At 73.4% G+C, this 17,825-nt stretch carries 15 protein-coding genes; 9 read left to right on the top strand and 6 right to left on the bottom strand.

The window, feature by feature from the left end; all coding sequences use genetic code 11:
- The first annotated feature begins 3 nt into the window (after positions 1-3).
- The 7 genes from ACZ5OX_RS20945 to ACZ5OX_RS20915 all read left to right on the top strand — a co-directional run bounded on the left by ACZ5OX_RS20945 (position 4) and on the right by ACZ5OX_RS20915 (position 5,979).
- Complete coding sequence (locus tag ACZ5OX_RS20945; RefSeq protein WP_465631847.1) at positions 4-699, top strand: phosphoribosyltransferase; 696 nt, start codon at positions 4-6, stop codon at positions 697-699.
- An 85-nt stretch (positions 700-784) separates the two neighbouring features.
- Complete coding sequence (locus tag ACZ5OX_RS20940; RefSeq protein ID WP_465631845.1) at positions 785-1,360, top strand: GNAT family N-acetyltransferase; 576 nt, start codon at positions 785-787, stop codon at positions 1,358-1,360.
- A gap of 100 nt (positions 1,361-1,460) precedes the next feature.
- Positions 1,461-1,940, top strand: coding sequence for a hypothetical protein (locus ACZ5OX_RS20935; RefSeq protein WP_465631844.1), 480 nt, complete (start codon positions 1,461-1,463; stop codon positions 1,938-1,940).
- Between the two features lie 124 nt (positions 1,941-2,064).
- Positions 2,065-2,430 (top strand): hypothetical protein, encoded by a 366-nt coding sequence (locus tag ACZ5OX_RS20930; protein WP_465631842.1) that lies wholly within the window; start codon positions 2,065-2,067, stop codon positions 2,428-2,430.
- 60 nt (positions 2,431-2,490) lie between these two features.
- Positions 2,491-3,582 (top strand): PLP-dependent cysteine synthase family protein, encoded by a 1,092-nt coding sequence (locus ACZ5OX_RS20925; RefSeq protein ID WP_465631840.1) that lies wholly within the window; start codon positions 2,491-2,493, stop codon positions 3,580-3,582.
- 50 nt (positions 3,583-3,632) lie between these two features.
- Entirely contained in the window at positions 3,633-4,862 is a 1,230-nt protein-coding gene (locus tag ACZ5OX_RS20920; protein WP_465631901.1) for an MFS transporter, read from the top strand.
- A gap of 229 nt (positions 4,863-5,091) precedes the next feature.
- Positions 5,092-5,979, top strand: coding sequence for a S1 family peptidase (locus ACZ5OX_RS20915; RefSeq protein ID WP_465631838.1), 888 nt, complete (start codon positions 5,092-5,094; stop codon positions 5,977-5,979).
- 65 nt (positions 5,980-6,044) lie between these two features.
- On the opposite strand, the gene ACZ5OX_RS20910 is transcribed toward ACZ5OX_RS20915, so the two are convergent.
- Positions 6,045-9,248, bottom strand: a complete 3,204-nt coding sequence (locus ACZ5OX_RS20910; protein ID WP_465631836.1) for a bifunctional cytochrome P450/NADPH--P450 reductase — start codon at positions 9,246-9,248, stop codon at positions 6,045-6,047.
- Positions 9,249-9,409: 161 nt separating this feature from the next.
- On the opposite strand from ACZ5OX_RS20910, the gene ACZ5OX_RS20905 reads away from it, so the two are divergent.
- Positions 9,410-10,078: a helix-turn-helix transcriptional regulator gene (locus ACZ5OX_RS20905; protein WP_465631835.1), complete on the top strand. Its 669-nt coding sequence runs from the start codon at positions 9,410-9,412 to the stop codon at positions 10,076-10,078.
- A gap of 38 nt (positions 10,079-10,116) precedes the next feature.
- On the opposite strand, the gene ACZ5OX_RS20900 is transcribed toward ACZ5OX_RS20905, so the two are convergent.
- The 4 genes from ACZ5OX_RS20900 to ACZ5OX_RS20885 form a co-directional block, all read right to left on the bottom strand.
- Positions 10,117-10,929: an SAM-dependent methyltransferase gene (locus ACZ5OX_RS20900; RefSeq protein WP_465631833.1), complete on the bottom strand. Its 813-nt coding sequence runs from the start codon at positions 10,927-10,929 to the stop codon at positions 10,117-10,119.
- A 260-nt stretch (positions 10,930-11,189) separates the two neighbouring features.
- Positions 11,190-13,391 (bottom strand): M4 family metallopeptidase, encoded by a 2,202-nt coding sequence (locus tag ACZ5OX_RS20895; RefSeq protein ID WP_465631899.1) that lies wholly within the window; start codon positions 13,389-13,391, stop codon positions 11,190-11,192.
- Between the two features lie 369 nt (positions 13,392-13,760).
- Positions 13,761-15,146, bottom strand: a complete 1,386-nt coding sequence (locus ACZ5OX_RS20890) for a carotenoid oxygenase family protein (RefSeq protein ID WP_465631831.1) — start codon at positions 15,144-15,146, stop codon at positions 13,761-13,763.
- 156 nt (positions 15,147-15,302) lie between these two features.
- Positions 15,303-16,049, bottom strand: coding sequence for an SDR family oxidoreductase (locus ACZ5OX_RS20885; RefSeq protein WP_465631829.1), 747 nt, complete (start codon positions 16,047-16,049; stop codon positions 15,303-15,305).
- Between the two features lie 99 nt (positions 16,050-16,148).
- On the opposite strand from ACZ5OX_RS20885, the gene ACZ5OX_RS20880 reads away from it, so the two are divergent.
- Positions 16,149-17,051: a LysR family transcriptional regulator gene (locus tag ACZ5OX_RS20880; protein WP_465631828.1), complete on the top strand. Its 903-nt coding sequence runs from the start codon at positions 16,149-16,151 to the stop codon at positions 17,049-17,051.
- Positions 17,052-17,160: 109 nt separating this feature from the next.
- Here ACZ5OX_RS20880 and ACZ5OX_RS20875 read toward each other — a convergent pair whose 3' ends face one another.
- On the bottom strand, positions 17,161-17,760 hold the full coding sequence (locus ACZ5OX_RS20875) for a helix-turn-helix domain-containing protein (protein ID WP_465631827.1): 600 nt from the start codon (positions 17,758-17,760) through the stop codon (positions 17,161-17,163).
- Positions 17,761-17,825: the final 65 nt, after the last annotated feature.

The following is a 17,825-nucleotide window of genomic DNA, read 5'->3' as shown; positions in this document are numbered from 1 at the left end:
CCCGTGATATTCCTCGACCGCAGCACCGCCGGACACCAACTGGCCCGCAGGCTCGCCCCGCTGCTGGACGGGCCGCCCGATGGCGGGGTGGTGGTCCTCGGGCTCGCGCCCGGCGGGCTGCCGGTGGCCGCCGAGGTCGCCGAGGCCCTGGGCGCCCCACTCGACGCCACCGTGGTCCGGCCGCTGGCCGTGCGCGGCCACGACCGTCCGGTCGGCGCGATCGCCGACGGTGACCCACCGCTGTTCGACCGGTACACCCTGCGGAGCCTGGGCGTCACCGCGGCCGAGCTGGGCGCGAGCGTCAAGCGCGAGCGGGTCGAGGTGCACCGCCGCGAGGCGCTGTACCGCCAGGGCCGGAACCGGTTGCCGCTGCAGGGCCGCACCGCCCTCCTGGTCTCCGACGGACTGACCGACGCCCTCACCACCCGCGCGGCCCTCCACGCCCTGGCCGCCGACCGGCCGGAGCGACTGATCCTCGCCGCGCCGGTCGGCGACGCCCGGGTCGCGGCCGACCTGCGCCACGACGCGGACGCGGTGGTCTGCCTCCACCTGCCCCGCTACGCGCACGCCGCCGGGCCCTGGTACGGCGAGTTCCACGAGGTCACCGACCGCGAGGCGGCCGTCCTCCTGCACCGGCTCACCCCGCCGGGCGACCGCCCCCGGGCCGGCCGCACGCCGGGGCACGCCGCCCGGAGCTGAGCCGCGTCCGTCCCCGTCAAGGCCGGTTGCCGGGCCCCGCCAAAACCCGTTGCCGGGCGAAGGGCGCACGGACCATCCTTCCGCCATGAACCATCCACCGCACGTCATCGCCCTGGACGGGGGCGTCCTGCGCCGTTTCGACGGCGAGTCGGACCTGCCCGAGTACTTCGCCGCCATCGAGGAGTCACTGGAGCACCTGCGGCCCTGGATGCCCTGGGTGGCCGAGCACAGCCGCGCCAAGACCGCCGAGTTCCTCGCCGGCCGCGCCGAACTCTGGGCGAGCGGACGGGACTTCACCTACGCGATCGTGCGGGACGGCGCGATCGTCGGCGCCTGCGACCTGTTCCGCCGCGACGACACCCCGGCCGAGGCCCGCGAGATCGGCTACTGGCTGCACCCGGCCGCGACCGGGCACGGGCTGGCCACCCGGACCGCGCGGGCCCTGGCCGTCGAGGCCTTCCGCCTGCCAGGGGTGGAGTGCGTCGAGATCGTGCACGACCCGGCCAACCGGGCCAGCGGCGCCGTACCGGCCCGCCTCGGCTTCACCGAGCACCGGCGCCGCCCCGCCGAGGCGCTCGCCCCCAGCGAAACCGGCGAGGAACTGGTATGGCGGCTCACCAGGGACCAGGCGCTCGCCTGGGAGCGGGCCTCCGCCGGGTGACCGGGCACCACCCTCCGCTCCACGGCGACGCCAGTTGACGATTCATCACATCAACTGAGGCACGCTATGGCGGAGCAGGAAGTCGGGCTAGGATCACGGCATGGTCACCGCCCGGTCTCCGTTGCGCACACGACGCGCCCGCCCCCGAGGGGTGGCGGCACGGCTGTTCTGGCTGGGCGCCCTGCTGGCGGCCGTGTTCGCGGCGCACGGGTTCGGCGTCGAGAACGGCGCCGGGCACACCGATCCGATCCGGATCGTCTGGTCCGCCCAGAACGAACAGACCGAACAGGCCGTACCGACGGACGACGGCCCGCAGGCCCAGCAGACCCCACAGGCCCCGCAGCCCACCCTGCCCGCGCAGCACCAGGAGCACGACGAGGACGCCGACCACCCCGGCGGCGAGTGCCTGTCCGGCAAGCCCGAGGACGCTCCCCGCGCCGACGCCGCCCGGTCGGCCGTCGCCGTCCAGCCCGCCCTCGGGGACGTCGCACCGGCGCCCGGCCGGGTGGCGCCGACAGCCGGGAGCGCCGAGGCCGGCGTGCCCGAACTCCCGCACCGGATCGCCCTGCTGAGGATCTAGACCGGCCTCCGGGCCGCGCCCCGCCACGCCCGCCTCGCGGTGCGGGCCGGTGCGCGCTGCCCGCGTCCGCCCCCTGTCCTCGCCGATCCGCTGCCGCCGTCGCGCGGCCGCGCGGAGTCCCGTCATGCCGATCAGGCTCCTGGCCGCGCTGTTGCTCGGCCTGTTCTCCCTGCTGCCCGTCGGCTGCGCCCAGCAGCACTTCGACGCCCGGCAGTTCCATCCGGCCGGGGTGAGCGGCCCGGTCGATCCGCACGATTCCTCCTCCGGATCCCCGGAGCTGCACTGCGCGGTCGGGGAGGCCGCCGTTCCCACGCAGCGGCCGTCCCGGTCCGTCCGCTCCGTCTGCGTTCCCGCGCCCTGCCCCTTGGCCGTCAACGGCGACGGCCGGGCGGCTCTTCCGACGCGGCATCCTGCGGCGGCCGTCGTGCGCGCCGCCCGTGCGCCCGGGCCGAGAGGCCCGCTGCTGGTCACCGGTCGGTGGCGGATATAGCCGGTCCGGTTTTCGTCCGAACCGCCGAACTTCCGCCAACCTCCCGACAGGAGACGCGACATGACGTCCCTCACCCATCACACGGACGACCACCCGGCCCTCGGCGGCCTGGTCGGCAACACCCCGGTCCTGCGGATCGGCGAGCCGCTCGCCCCGGCGGGCCGCGGCTTCTGGGCCAAGCTGGAGGGCTTCAACCCCGGCGGCATCAAGGACCGCCCGGCCCTGCACATGGTCCAACGCGCGAGGGCCCGGGGCGAGTTGGCTCCGGGCGGCCGGATCGTGGAGTCCACCAGCGGCACCCTGGGCCTGGGCCTCGCGCTGGCCGGCATGGTGTACCGGCACCCGGTCACACTGGTCACCGATCCCGGTCTGGAGCCGGCCATGACCAGGCTGCTCACCGCGTACGGCGCCGAGGTGCGGACGGTCGCCAGCCCGCACCCGAGCGGCGGCTGGCAGCAGGCCCGGCGCGACCGGGTGGCCGAGCTGCTGGCCCGCCACCCCGGCTCGTGGTGCCCCGACCAGTACAACAACCCCGACAACACCACCGCCTACACCCCGCTGGCGCTCGAACTCGCCGCCCAGCTGGGCCACCTGGACGTCCTGGTGTGCAGCGTCGGCACCGGCGGGCACTCGGCCGGCACCTCCCGGGTGCTGCGTCAGCTCTACCCGGGCCTGCGGGTGGTCGGGGTGGACACCGTCGGCTCCACGATCTTCGGCCAGCCCGCCCGCACCCGGCTGATGCGCGGCCTCGGCTCCAGCATCTACCCGCGCAACGTCGCCTACCGCACCTTCGACGAGGTCCACTGGGTCGCTCCGGCCGAGGCCGTCTGGACCTGCCGCCGGCTGGCCGCCTCGCACTACGCCACCGGCGGCTGGAGCGTCGGCGCGGTCGCCCTGGTGGCCGGCTGGCTGGCCCGCACCCAGCCCGCCGGCACCCGGATCGCCGCGGTCTTCCCGGACGGGCCGCAGCGCTACCTCGGCACCGTCTACGACGACGAGTACGGCGCCGCGCACGACCTGCTCGACCGCCCGCCGGCCGACGAACCGGACGAACTCGCCCGGCCGGACGAACGGGAGGTGACCCGCTGGACCCGCTGCGCCGAGGTGGTCGACCCGCTGACCCTGGCGAGCACCTGCGGCGGTGCCGAGTGAGGGAGCTGACCGCCCAGTTCCGCGGCCACGAGCGCAGCGTCCGGCTGCTGATGGTCAACCAGTTCACCATCAACCTGGGCTTCTACATGCTGATGCCCTACCTGGCCGCCCACCTGTCCGGGAGCCTGGGACTGGCCGGCTGGACGGTCGGGCTGGTGCTCGGGGTGCGCAACTTCACCCAGCAGGGCATGTTCCTGGTCGGCGGCACGCTGGCCGACCGGTTCGGCTACAAGCCGCTGATCGTGGCGGGCTGCCTGCTGCGCACCGCCGGCTTCGCCGCGCTCGGCCTCTCCTCCTCGCTGCCCGCCCTGGTCGCGGCCTCGGCGGCCACCGGCCTGGCCGGGGCGCTGTTCAACCCGGCCGTCCGGGCGTACCTGGCACGGGACGCGGGCGAGCAGCGGGTGGCCGCGTTCGCGCTGTTCAACGTCTTCTACCAGGCGGGCATCCTGCTCGGCCCGCTGGTGGGCATGGCGCTGACCGCGGTGGACTTCCGCTCCACCTGCCTGGTCGCGGCCGGGGTGTTCGCGGTGCTCAGCGCGGTGCAGATCCGTTCGCTGCCGGCCCGCCGTGGCGACGGGCCGGTCGGGGGCCCGGAGCGCACTGGTGTCCTCGCGCAGTGGCGCGGGGTGCTGGCCAACCGCCCGTTCCTGCTCTTCGCGGGCGCGATGACCGGCTCGTACGTGCTGTCCTTCCAGGTGTACCTGGCGCTGCCGCTGGAGGTCCGCCGGCTGGGCGGCGACGGCACCGGCGGGACGGTGGCGACGGCGGCGCTGTTCGTGGTGTCCGGGCTGGGCACGATCGTCCTCCAGACCCGGGTGACGGCCTGGTGCCGGGCGCGGATCGCGCCGGGCACCGCCCTGGTCGCGGGGGTGGCCGTGATGGGCTCGGCGTTCCTGCCGCTGCTCGCCGCCTCGGCGCTGCCCGTCCCCGGCGCCGGCCCCGGGCGCTGGGCGCTCGCCGCCGGGCCGCCGGCGCTGGCCGCGTTCCTGCTGGCCCTGGGCACGATGCTGGCCTACCCGTTCGAGATGGACACCGTGGTCCGGCTCTCCGGGGACCGCCTGGTCGCCACCCACTACGGGCTCTACAACACCGTCTGCGGGATCGGCATCACCGTGGGGAACCTGCTGACCGGCGCGGCCCTGGACGCCGCCCGCGCGGCCGGGCTGGCCGCGCTCCCCTGGCTGGCGCTGTGCGCCCTCGGGGTGATATGCGCGCTCTCGCTGCACGCCCTCCACCGGGGCCGGCGGCTCACCGGCCCCGAGCCGGTGCCCGCCCGGTAGGGGCCTCCGAACGGCGGATCCGCGAGGTCACCCCGGGGCCCGCGGGTCCGCCGACACCCCATCAGAAAGCTTGTACCGAACGGTCCGTTTCCTCATACTTCCGGTCAGCGCCTGTCAGGAGCAGATCATCCGTCGTGCTTCCGGAGAGCACCGGCCGGGGTCCGCCCACCGCCTGACCGCGCTTCACGGCCCCAACCCTCAGGGCCGTCACCCCTTCAGGAGGACATCGGTGAGGACCATGCGCACCACCGCCCGCACCGGCACCACGCGCCGCTTCCGCCTGCTCGCCGCGGCCCTCGGCCTGCTCACCGCCACGGCGGTCGCCACGCCGGTCGCCGCCGCCACCGGTCCCGTCGGCACCGCCAAACCGGAACAGCTCTCGGCGATCAGCGACACCATCCTGAAAGCCGAGGTCAACGGCACCGCCTGGTACGTCGACGAGACCGCCGGACGCGTCGTGGTGACCGCCGACAGCACCGTCACCCCGCTCGCGCTCGCCAAGCTGATGAGCGCCGTCGGACCCGACGCGCCCACCGTCGACGTCCACCGCGTCCCCGGCGTGTTCGCCCCGCTGGTCGCCGCCGGCGACGCCATCTACGGCGGCCAGTACCGCTGCTCGCTCGGCTTCAATGTGGTGAGCGGCAGCACCCACTACTTCCTCACCGCCGGGCACTGCGGCAACGTCGCCCCCGACTGGTACACCGATCTCAACCACACCACCCGGATCGGCCCGACCGTCAGCTCGACCTTCCCCGGCCACGACTACGCGCTGGTCCGCTACGACAACAGCGCCCTCAGCAACCCCGGCGGCTTCACCTCCGCCCCGAACGCCTTCGTCGGCGAGGCGGTCAAGCGCACCGGCTCGACCACCGGCACCCACGGCGGCACCGTCACCGGCCTCAACGCCACCGTGCGCTACTCCGACGGCAGCATCGTCAGCGGCCTGATCCAGACCAACGTCTGCGCCGAGGGCGGCGACTCGGGCGGCCCGCTGTTCGACGGCACCAAGGCGCTCGGCCTCACCTCGGGCGGCAGCGGCAACTGCACCTCGGGCGGGACGACCTTCTACCAGCCCGTCAACGCGGCGCTCTCCGCGTACCAGGTCAGCGTGTACTGACCCGACGCCCGTGGGCCCACCGCACCGGGTGCGGTGGGCCCACAGGCCTGTCCGGGGGCGGCCGGTCAGCCCGCGTACACGTCCTCGACGTACCGCCCGGCCTCGGTCAGCCCCTGCAGCCAGGCCTGGGCGCGCTGCTCGTCGGCGCCCGGGGTGCGCTCCCGGTACAGCGTCCGGAAGGCCTCCCGAACGCCCGGCGCCATCCGGGCGCCGTCGCCGCACACGTACACCTCGGCGCCGGCTTCCAGCAGCTCCCACACCTCGGCCGCCTCGGCGGCGATCCGGTCCTGCACGAAACGCCGCCCGTGCCGGGGCCGCTCGCTGAAGACGGGCCGCAGCGAGACCGCCCCGGCCCGCTCGGCGCTCTCCAGCTCGCCGCGGTGCAGGTAGTCCGCCGCCTCGTCGTCGCAGCCGAAGTACAGCAGCGCCGGGGCGAGGTCGGCGCCCTCGGCGAGCAGCGCCCGGCGGTCGGCGACGGCACCCCGGAACGGCGCCAGGCCGGTGCCGGCCGCGATCATCACCACCGGGGTGCGGTGGCCGATCCGGAACGCCTCCCGGCAGGGCCGGACCCGGGCCAGCACGGTGTCGCCGACGGCCACCCGGTCGAGGTAGCCGGAGCCGCAGCCGCGGAAGGTGCCCCGGCCCGAGCGGGCCGGCCCGCTGAGCACCGAGACCATCAGCTCCACCTGGCGCGGGTCGCCGGCGGGCGAGGAGGAGATCGAGTAGTGCCGCGGCCGCATCGGCGGCAGCAGCTCCAGCAGCACCGGCCAGGTGAGCCGCTCCTGCAGCGCCGGGTGGTCCTCGATCAGGTCCAGCAGGGTGCGCGGGTCGTCCTCGGGCAGCGCCCGCAGGGCGGCCTGCTCGGGCGGGCAGGGGTTGAGCGCGGCCAGCACGGCGCGCTGCTCGGCACTCGGGCGGTCCTGCAGCTCGACGTGGCGGGTGAGCAGCTCGCGCACCGTCAGCGGACGGTCGAAGGCCAGACCGGTGCGCCGGTGCGCCACGACCGACAGCACCGTGTCCGGGGTGGCGCCGAACAGCTTGGCGGCGCGCTCCACCAGCGCCGGGTCGTTGGCCGGGAGCACGGTGAGGTGGTCCGCCGTCCGGTATTCGGCGCCCTCCGGCAGGGCCAGCCGCACCAGCCGCTTGACCCGGTGGTAGGCCGGGTCGGTCAGGCTGCCGACGGCGGTGACGGTCAGCTCCGCCATGTCGTGCCGGGCGGCCAGCGCCGCCAGCGGGCCGCCGGTCACCTCGGTCACCGAGTAGGCGGCCTCCGGCTGCGCCGCGGCGGGTGCGTCGGCGTCCCCGTAGCGCGCCAGCAGGGTCTCGCACAGCGCCTCGGTGAACTGCCGTACGGTGCCGGCCAGGTCGCCCGAGGCGTCGGCCTCGGCGCGGGCCAGCAGCCGGGTGCCGCCGAGCGCGGCGAGCCGGTCGTCGATCAGCGCCGGGACGCGCTGGTAGGTCGCGGCGTAGGTGCGGTCGCCGATGCCGAGGACCGCGTACTCGACGCCGTCGGCCGCTGGGCTCTCGCCGGACTCCGGGTCACCCTGGAGGCGGCGGAAGAACCGGGCCGCGTCGTCCGTCGGCTGCCCGTTGTAGGAGGCGGCGGTGATCACCACCGGCCGGTCGGTGGGCAGCCCGTCCGCGTACGCGTCCAGCGGGGCGACCGCGGTCTCGCAGCCGAGGTCGGCGGCGGCCTCCGCGAGCTGCCGGGTGAGCTCCCGGGAGGCGCCGTAGTTGGAGCCGTGCAGGAGCAGCAGCCCGGTGCCCTGGCGGACCCGCCCGGGGAGGCCGGTGGCCGGCGCGGCGGTGGCGAGGGGGGAAGCGGCGGAGGAGGCGGAGGCGGGCGCCGGGGCGGGGGTGCGCCGGGCGAGGCCGAGGGTGAACCCGTCGGGCTTGATGGTGAGCGTCTGCTTGATGCTCAGCCGGTAGTCGGCGTGGTCGATCAGCCGGTAGCGGTGGACCACCATGCCGAGCAGCATGACGGCCTCGTGCAGCGCGAACTGCCGTCCGATGCAGGCGCGTTCGCCGGTCCCGAAGGGCTTGAAGGCGTGCGGGGAGCGGCCCTCCTCCCGCTCGGGGTCGAACCTGGACGGGTCGAACAGCTCCGGGTTGTCGCCCCATGCCGGGTCGCGGTGCAGCATCGGCGTGGTGACGACGACCGTCTCCCCGGCCCGCAGCGGGATGCGGCCGCCGAGCAGGGTGTCCTCGCGGGCCTCCCGGTTGAACGCGGGCGCCGTCGGCCACAGCCGCAGCGCCTCGTTGAGCACCTGGCGGGTGTGGCGCAGCCGTCCGACGTCCTCGTAGGAGGGCTCCGGATCGGTCCGGTCGCCCCACAACTCGTCCACCTCGCGCTGCACCTGGCGCAGCACGACCGGATTCTTGAGCAGGTAGTACAGGGCGAAGGAGAGCGCGCCGGAGGTGGTCTCGTGGCCGGCGATCAGGAAGGTGATCACCTGGTTGCGGATGTTCTCGGCGTCCAGCCGGGAGCCGTCCGAGGGCCGGACCGCGCCGAGCATCAGGCCGAGCAGGTCCTCGGCCGGGCCCTGGACGTCCTCCCCGGCGCGGGCGGCGATCACCTCGTCCACCACGCCGGCCAGGTAGGCGGCGTCGGCCCGGAACGCCTCGTCGCGCTCGCGGTGGTCGGCGTCCGGGTCCCGGGTCAGCTTGGTCATCGCCCAGTTCAGGCAGCGCACCATCGCCTCGACGAAGGGGTGCGGCTCGTCCCGCTCGAAGGAGCCGAAGTCGAAGCCGAAGCCGGCCAGTCCGATGGTGTCCAGGGTCATCCGGGTCATGTCGCCGGGCACGTCCACCGGCAGCCCGGCGGCCTCCCGGCGGTCCCAGGAGTCGAGCAGCCGGCGGGCCACCCTCAGCATCACCGGGTGGTAGGTGCGGATCGAGCCGAGCGCGAAGGCCGGCATCAGGATGTCGTGCGCCCGGGCCCAGTTGGGCTCGTCGTTGTAGGCGGTGAACAGGCCGTCGCCGGTGAACAGCCGCACCAGCTCCAGCGTCGGGCTGATCGACTTGGTGAAGCGGGCCTCGTCGGCCAGTTCCTCGACCAGCTCCAGGCCGCTGACGATCAGGAGGTCCCGGCCGTACAGCCGCTGGACGTACGCCGGGCCGTGCTCTCTGGCCAGTTCCATGATGCGCAGCACCGGGGCGGCGACCGGCGGCATCGACGAGATGTCCACCAGGGGGACGGCCCGGGCCGCGGCCCCGCCTCCCCGCTCGTCCTCGGTCGTGCTCTCCACGGTCTCGACGGTCTCGGTCATCGCTGTGCCCCTCCCACGGCAGGAAACTTTCTGCTTCCACCACTGTGCGCCCATCGGGCGGGAGGCCCGGTCCCGATCACTACATGATTGTGTAGTCCCCGGGGGTGTCGCGGGCTTGCCCACGGACCGTCAGTCATGGCCCCGGGGAAGGAGAAACACGGATGAGGACGACCGAGGGCTGCGGCCCGGTGCCGGACGACCCGCGAGAGGCGGCGGTGATCTGGCGCAACCGGGCACTGCGGCTGCTGGACCACATGCCGCTGCCGATCGCGGTGTGCGAGTTCGGCGGGAAGATCCTGATCGTCAACCGTGCGATGGCGGCCGAATTCGGCCGTCTGCCAGGCCAGTTGCACAACCGCAGGATCCTGGAGTTCTTCACCCTGCGGGACACCGGCACCCTGGAGGCCCTCGCCGAGGCCGTCCGGCTGCACCGGCGCTCGCAGTACCCGGCGCGGGTCTCCTGGACACCCGTGGACGGCCGCGAGCGGTACGGCGAGATGACCGTCGCCCTGGTCGGCGACACTCCGGAGCAGACCCCGAGCATGCTGCTGTCGCTGCAGGCGGCGCCGGCGGGCGCGGCCGCTCCGCCCGGCCCGCAGGCCGAGGTCAGCCCGGTCGAGGCCCGGATCCTGGCCGCGGCGGCCCGGGGCGACACCACGGCGCAGATCGCCCGGGAGATCGGTGTCACCCCGGACGGGGTCAACTACCACCTGGCCCGGCTCACCCGGCGCTGGCGCGTCCCCAACCGCACCGCCCTGGTCGCCCGGGCGTACGCCACCGGCGTCCTGGCGCCGGACACCTGGCCGCCGCGGCCGGCCCGTCCGGTGTGACCGGCCGGGCAGTGGGTCCGGTGCGGCCTGCCGGGACGTCAGTGCGCGGTGCGCCGCTGCGCCTCGATGAAGGCCCTCGTGGCGGAGAGGTCCGGGAGCGGGCGCCCGTAGGCCTCCCCGATCCGGACGAGCGGGGTGATCCCGGTGGTCCAGCCGTGCCCGTCGAGCCACCCGTCGGTGCCCGGGCCGAGCCCGCCCCGCCACAGCCCGGTCAGCCGGGCGAGCGCCGGGTCGTGCGGCACGCGGCTCAGGTCCCCGCCCTGCTCCACCAGCAGCCGGCTGCCCGGGGCCGCCAGCCCGGTCACGGCCGTGAGCAGTGCGGCCGCCTCCTCGGCCGTGAGGTAGACCAGCAGGCCCTCGGCGAGCCAGACCGAGCGCCTCGCCGGGTCGAACCCGGCCGCGACCAGCCGCTCGGGCCACCGCGCTTCCAGCAGGTCGGAGGGCAGGGCGGTGCGCTCCGCGCGCGGCACGGCGCCGAGCCCGTCCAGGACCTGCGCCTTGAAGGCCAGCACCGGGGCCAGGTCGATCTCGAACACCCGGGTGCCGTCCGGCCAGTCCAGCCGGTACGCCCGGGTGTCCAGGCCCGCCGCCAGCAGCACGACCTGGTCGGCGCCGGCGGCGAGCAGCCGGTCGTCGTAGAAGCGGGTCCGCAGGATGCCGTGGGCGACGAGGGCCCTGGCGAGTGCGCTGTCCGGGCGGGTGGGGCCCGGTTCGAGGCCGGCGGCGGTGACGAACGCGGCGGCGTACGGGTCGACGAAGAGCGGGTCGGGACGGGAGCTCTCGTACGCCCGCACCCGGGCGACGGACAGGGCGGTGCGGGAGACCGGGCTGAGCGGTTCGGAGGTCCTCATGCCCGGCAATCTACGCGGCCCGCCCCACGCGCCCGGCCCGGCCCGGCCACCGGTCCGGCTCCGCCCCGTTGCGGGATTCCACAAGCCGGGTACGAGACCGGCCCGTTGGTCCCGTCGGGATGACGCCGCCCGTCCGCCGCCGCGGCCCCTCCTTCCGAGGTGATCCGGCCGACGAAGTGGTTGCCTTCGCCGACCGGATCAGCTCAGTGGTCAGTACTCAGCGCTCAGTGCTCAGCGCTCAGCGCTCAGCGCGGACGCGGTCAGAAGATGAGCTTCCAGCCGTCGAGGCGGCCCGAGTCGCTGCGGTACGTGTCCTGCACCCGGAGCCGCCAGGTGCCGTTGGCGGGCTGGGCGGAGGCGTCCACCGTGTAGGTCTCGATGACGTTGTCGGCCGAGTCGCCGAGGTTGCCCTTCTTCAGCGAGTACACCGTGCCGTCCGGGCCGACCAGGTCGATGACCAGGTCACCGCGCCAGGTGTGCTTGATGTCCACGGCCACCTTGAGGTCGCTCGGCGCCTGGCCCGGGATCCGGTCGACGACGATGTCCGAGAAGACCGCCGGGCCCCCGTCCGGGATCGGCAGGGGGGTGGAGTTCGTGTAGATGCCCCGGGAGACCTTCCAGGTGAACGTCGTCGCGAGGCTGCTGTGGTGGGAGGCCTTGGCGGTGACGGTGACCGTGTACGTGCCGGTACGGGCCGGGACGCCGGTGACGCGGCCGGTGACCGGGTGGAGCGTCAGGCCCTCGGGGAGGCCGGTCGCGTGGTAGGTGACGATGCCGGGGTTGAAGTTGACGGCCTTGATCTGGAGATCGGCGGAGGCGCCGATCGCGGTGATCTGGCCGGCGACGGGGTCCATCAGGAGGCCGTCGACGACGCGCGGGCCGACGTTGATGGCCGCCCAGGCGTTGGCGGTGTTCATGTAGGTCGCGCTGGTCTGCCCGTACAGGTCGGCGGCGGCCTGGAGGGTGGCGGTGCGGGCCGCCGCGTAGTTGGTCGACGAGGTCATGTAGGTGGTGAGCGCCCGGTACCAGATCTTGGCGGCCGCGTCCCGGCCGATGGCGGTCACCGGCAGGCCGTCGGAGGTCGGGGAGTCGTAGGCCACGCCGTTGACGGTCTTGGCGCCGCTGCCCTCGGAGGCCAGGTAGAACCAGTGGTTGGCCGGGCCGGATGAGTAGTGCACGTCGACGGAGCCGAGGTCCGCCGACCAGTAGTCCCTGGAGCGGCTGTCCTTGGAGGGCTTGTCCATGTAGCGCAGCGGGGTGCCGTCGCCCCTGATGTCGATCTTCTCGCCGACCAGGTAGTCGCCCTGGTCCTCGGAGTTGCCCGCCCAGAACTCGATGGCGGCGGCCATGATGTCGGAGGTGGCCTCGTTCAGGCCGCCGGACTCGCCGCTGTAGATCAGGCCCGCGGTGGCGGAGGTGACGCCGTGGGTCATCTCGTGGGCGCCGACGTCGATGGAGGTCAGCGGCTTGACGTTGCCCGCGCCGTCGCCGTACGTCATGCAGAAGCAGCTGTCGGACCAGAACGCGTTGACGTAGTTCTTGCCGTAGTGGACCCGGGTGTAGGCGCCGACGCCGTCGTCCTTGATGCCGTTGCGGCCGTGGACGTTCTTGTAGTAGTCCCAGGTGAGTTGGGCGCCGTAGGCGGCGTCCACGGCGGCCGTCTGCCGGTTGGCGACGGTGCCGTCGCCCCAGGTGTCGGTCGGGTTGGTGAACAGCTTCTTGGTGGAGCCGGTGGTGCCGTTCAGGTCGTAGGTGCTGTGGCCGCCGCGGGTGTTGTCGGTCATCGCGAAGCCGCCGCCGGCCGCCGAGGTGCCGATGGTGACCTGGCCGGAGTACTTGCTGTTGCCGACGCCGGTCTCGATGCCCTGGTACTCGAAGATCTTCTTGCCGGAGTTCGCGTCGGTGATGACGTGCAGCTCGGACGGCGTGCCGTCCTCCTGCGTGCCCGTCACGATCGTCTCCCACGCGAGTCGCGGGGTGCCGGACGCGGCCCAGACCACCTTGCGGGCGTCGTCGGCCGCCGGCTCCGCGACCTTCGCGCTCCCGGCACTGTCGAGCGCGAGGCCCTTCGCCGAGTCGGCGCTCTCCTTGGCGGTGGTGTCGACGGCGATGTCCGCCTCGGTGGCCTTGGTGACGCCCTTCGTGGAGCCGTCCGCGGCGGTGTGGACGACCAGGTCGCCGCCGAGGACCGGCAGTCCGTCGAAGGTCCGCTCGTAGCGGGTGTGCAGGGTGCCGTCGGCGTCCTTGGTGACACCCTTGACGATCAGCGCCTCCTTCGGGCCCAGGTTCAGTGACCTGGTGGTCTCCGCCAGCGCCGCGTCCGCCGAAGCCAGCAACTCGCCGCGCTGCTCCGGTGACAGCTGCACCGGCAGCGCGCCGGCGATGGCCTGGACCTCGGTGGGGGCCTCGGCGGGGGTCTCGTCGGCGATGGCGACACCGGACGTCAGAGCAGCCACGATCATCGCGGCGCCGGCTATCAACGCGCCTGCGGCAGTGGTCTTCCTGGGGGATCGAGTCACACTGAACTCCTTCTGCGACGGCCGGGTTGGGGCGGCCGGAGTCAGCCGGGCGGCCGAGGGTGGTGCCGCCCGGTAGAGCTGGTGGTTCGAACGGGTGGAACGGTGTCCGACGTGATTCGCCGCGTCGGGCGGTACGCGTGCGACCGCAAGGGTCTCTGCGGTGATGGGACGGTACAGTGCCAGCTTTGTTGAGAACGCGTCACCCGTACGGCAACAAGTTGGCCGAAATGCTTCGTCATAGACGTAATGTCGAGGTAATGCGCCGCCAGAAGACAGGCAATGCAGGCGGAAAACAGACGACCGGCGCGCCCCTCATCCCTCCCGGACGGGGTCGGGGATCCAGCTGCCGTGGAAGCCGGCCGGCACCCGCACCGGCAGGTGGACGGTGGCCAGCGGCGCGCCGGTGAAGTCCTCGGCGGAGAGGACGACCAGGTCGCTCGCGCCCCGCTCGGGGTCGTGGACGTAGACCAGCAGGTAGCCGTCGTCCTCGTCGCGGGCGCCCTGCCTCGGGACGAAGGAGACCTCGCCGGCGTAGCTGCCGACGCCGAACTGCCGCACCACGCTGGAGTTCCGCCGCAGGTCGTGCTTGATCAGCGCGTCTCCGTCGGCAGCCGGGGGCAGCGCGCCGAGGCCGACCGGGCGGGCCAGGTGGCCCAGCAGGTCGGTGGTCACGGTGGAGTAGCCGTAGCGGTGGGCGCCGCCCACCACCGCGGGGCTGACCGCCGGGAACTCCTGCGGGCGGTCGTCCAGGCGGGTCTCGGTGACCTTCCCGGAGACGGTGTCGACGGTCCAGCGGTCCAGAGTGGGGCTGCTCTGGCCGTGCAGCGCGCCGCCGACGAACATCCGCGGGTAGCGGACGACGTCGATGACGACCCGGTGGCCGTCCTCGTGGGCGTTGAGCACATGGAAGACGAAGCAGGGCCCGACCTCGTACCAGGCGACCTCGGTGCCGTCGCGGGGCAGCAGCCCGATCCGCGCGCCGCGGCTCTCGTCCCAGACCGCCGGATAGGTCCTGCGCGCCCGGTTGTCGGGCAGGCTGAGGCTCACCGAGAGGTCGAGGACGACGGCGAAGTTCCTGGTCAGCGCCATGTCGTGGACCACCGGCCGGTGCGGCACCGGGACGTCCACGGCGCGGACGACGGCGCCCTGCGGGGAGACCACCAGATGCCGCAGCGTCTCACCGTCCCGCTGCCAGGTGACGGCGTGCAGCTCGCCGGTGACCGGGTCCAGCTTGGGGTGGGCGGCGAACCCCTCGGGCAGCGTGCCGCAGAAGTCGCTCGCGCCCACCGTCTCGATCTCGTAGGAGAGTTCGTACGGCCGGAAGCCGCCCTCGACCAGCGCGAAGGTGCGGTCCGCGTGCCCGATGACGTGGGTGTTGGGCGCGACGTCGGCGATCCGCGGCACGGCGCCGGAGCGCGGCCGCTCCCCCAGGGCCTCGGCCACGGCGGCGCTGCGCACCATCCGGTTGCGGTACCACCGGGCCCGCCCGTCGAGCAGCCGCACCCCGTGCACCATGGCGTACCCGCCGAACAGGTGCCGCGGCCGGCGGTCCTCCGCCCGCATCCCGTTCGGCCCGTTGCGCAGGTACCGACCGTTGAGCTCGGGCGGCAGCGTCCCCGTGACCGGCAGGTCGAACGCGGTGACTTCCTCGGCCACCGGCGTGTACGCCCCGGTGAACGGATTGGTGACGGTGGACACCGCGAACTCCTCCAGGCCGTTTCCGACTTCCGCTGCTGCCCCGCGGCTACGGCGGGCGCTCACGGAGCAGCACGCCCGGACCAACGACCCAACCGCCCCCGGGTGACGGCCGAAGCCCGGCGGGCGTCCTGTCAGGCAAGGACCAGGAGACAGGCCCTAGAGTTGCGAAGCCCCGCCGTCGACAGGGAACTCCGTTCCCGTCGAGAAGGTCGCGTCGAACGCCAAGTACGCCACTGCGGCGGCCACTTCCTCGGACGTCCCCAGCCGCCGCATCGGGTTGGCGCTCCGGTAGGTGTCCTTCGTCGCCTCGACGACGTCGGCGGGCAGCGAGGAGCGGTCCAGGATGCCCGAGTCGATCGGGCCGGGGCTCACGGCATTGACGCGTACCTTGCGCGGAAGCAGCTCACGGGCCAGGGTGCGCGTCATCGACCGCAGGGCTGCTTTACTCGCCGAATAGACACTGAGCGCGTCGAGGCCCAGGACGTTCACCACCGACGTGGTGAGGACCACGCCGCTGCCCTCGCGCAACAGCGGCGCCAACGCCTGCACCGTGAAGTACGGGCCCTTGACGTTGATGCCGAACAGCTCGTCGTACATCTCCTCCGTCGTCGAGTCGAACGGCGCGGACGCGGTGACGCCGGCGTTGACGAACAGCGCGTCCACCGCGCCGAACCGCTCCTGGACCGTACCGGCCAGCGCCTCGATGTCCTTCAGGGACGCGGCGTCGCTACAGACGGCGATCGCCTTCTTCCCCAACTGCTCCAACGCGGCGTCCAGGGTGGACCTGGTGCGGCCGGTGATCAGTACGTGCGCCCCACCGTCCGCGAACAACCGGGCCGCAGCCAGGCCGATACCGCTGCTTCCGCCCGTGATCACGATCTTCTTGCCCTCATAAGTGGTCATGCCCTCCAGCCAAATACCCACCCGCACACCGTGTCCAAGACCTGTTCCGCATGCCGTCATGTCCCAGGCGCATGGCAGCGCGCGACGTACCCTGGGCGCATGGACGTCGATCTGCGGCTGGTGCGCTATTTCACGGTCGTGGCGGAGTACGGCAACTTCGGCCGGGCCGCCACCAAGCTGCACCTGGCGCAGCCGTCGCTGAGCCGCCAGATCCAGCGGCTGGAAGCTCAGCTCGGGGTCCGGCTCTTCAACCGCTCGCCGCAGGGCAGCAGCCTCACCGACGCCGGTCAGGCCTTCCTTCCCAGGGCCCGGGTACTGCTCCAAGAGGCCGAGCAGGCCGCGCGCACGGCCAGAGCCGCCGTCCAGCCCCGTACCATCACCGTCGGCTACGCCGAAGGACTGGTCATCACCGCCTGTGTGCAGGAACTGCGCCGCCGGCACCCCGACAGCCAGGTCCGCACCCGGCACCTCGACTGGCGGGACGCGCACGCCCTCGCCGAGGGGCGGGTCGACGCCCTCGTCGCCTACGGGCCCCTGCCCTTGCCCACGGACAGCTTCCGGGTGACCAAGCTCCATGAGGAGTCACGGGTACTTGTCATGTCGGCACGTCACCATCTGGCGAACGGGAAACCCGTCAGCCTGCGAGCTCTGTCGGACGAGGAACTGGTGACCTGCGTCAGCACTCCGGTTGTCTGGAGCACGCCCAGGCCGGTCGGCGACCGCCCGGCACCACCCCCGCCCGCGATCGACGACAGCTACGAGGACAAGCTGGAACTCATCGCCACCGGCCACTGTGTCGCGATCTTCCCCGCCGGCGACCGACGCGCTGCTGTGCGCGAGGACATCGCCCTGGTGCCCGTCATCGACATCGATCCCTGCGAGGTCGTGCTCGTCACGCGCGCTGACGACCCCAACCCGCTGCTCCGATCACTGGAAGACGTCGCACGTACGCTGCTCGGCACAGCCTCCCGCCGGGAGAACAACGAGCTGCCGGTCAACTGACCCCCTTGCCTCTGCGAGGTGTTCCTCAGGGCTGTCGCCGCGCCGCCCTCGTCGGCCCTGACCAGCCGGACGATCAACGGCCCCGGTTCCCGCCGGCGGAGGCCGGCGGTCAGCGACCGGCGGCCGGAGGGGTGCGCGGCCGTGGGCGTTCCCCTTGCGGCCCGAACAAGATCAGATACTCGACCGGTCCGGATCCGGCGTTCACGACTCCGTGGGGGACGCGGGTGTCGAACTCGGCGGCGTCTCCGGCAGTCAGGACGAGGTCCTGGTCACCGAGTGCGAGCCACAGCCGCCCGTACAGGACGCACAGCCACTCGTAGCCCTCGTGGGAGGCCTGGCGGGGCCGCGCGGGCGGCCGTTCGACGGCAGGCAGGACATGCTTGTGGGCGTGCAGGCCGCCGACGTACCGGGTGAGCGGCAGCACCACCTTGCCGTCGCCGAAGGCCGGCGGCGCCGAGGTGCGCGGCTCGGCCGCCGGGACGGTCGCGGTACCGGCCAGTTCGTCCAGAGAGGCGCCGTACTCCTTCGCCAGCCGCAGCACCACCTCCAGGGTGGGCTTGCGCCGACCGGTCTCGATCCGCGACAACGTGCTCGGTGAAATGCCGGTCGCACAGCTGATGTCGGCGAGCGTGGCGCCGTGCTGCTCGCGCGCGGCTCGGAGCCTGGGCCCCATCGCCGCCAATGCGCCGTCCACTTCGTCGACTGCCACCGTGACCGTTCCTTCCGACCGCGCCGCTCCCATCGCCCAACTGTACGTTTGCCAGGATGGCAACG

Source organism: Kitasatospora sp. NPDC032121 (assembly GCF_055580145.1).
Note: the sequence above shows the minus strand (reverse complement) of the source record. Positions and strands in the feature narration are given on the sequence as shown.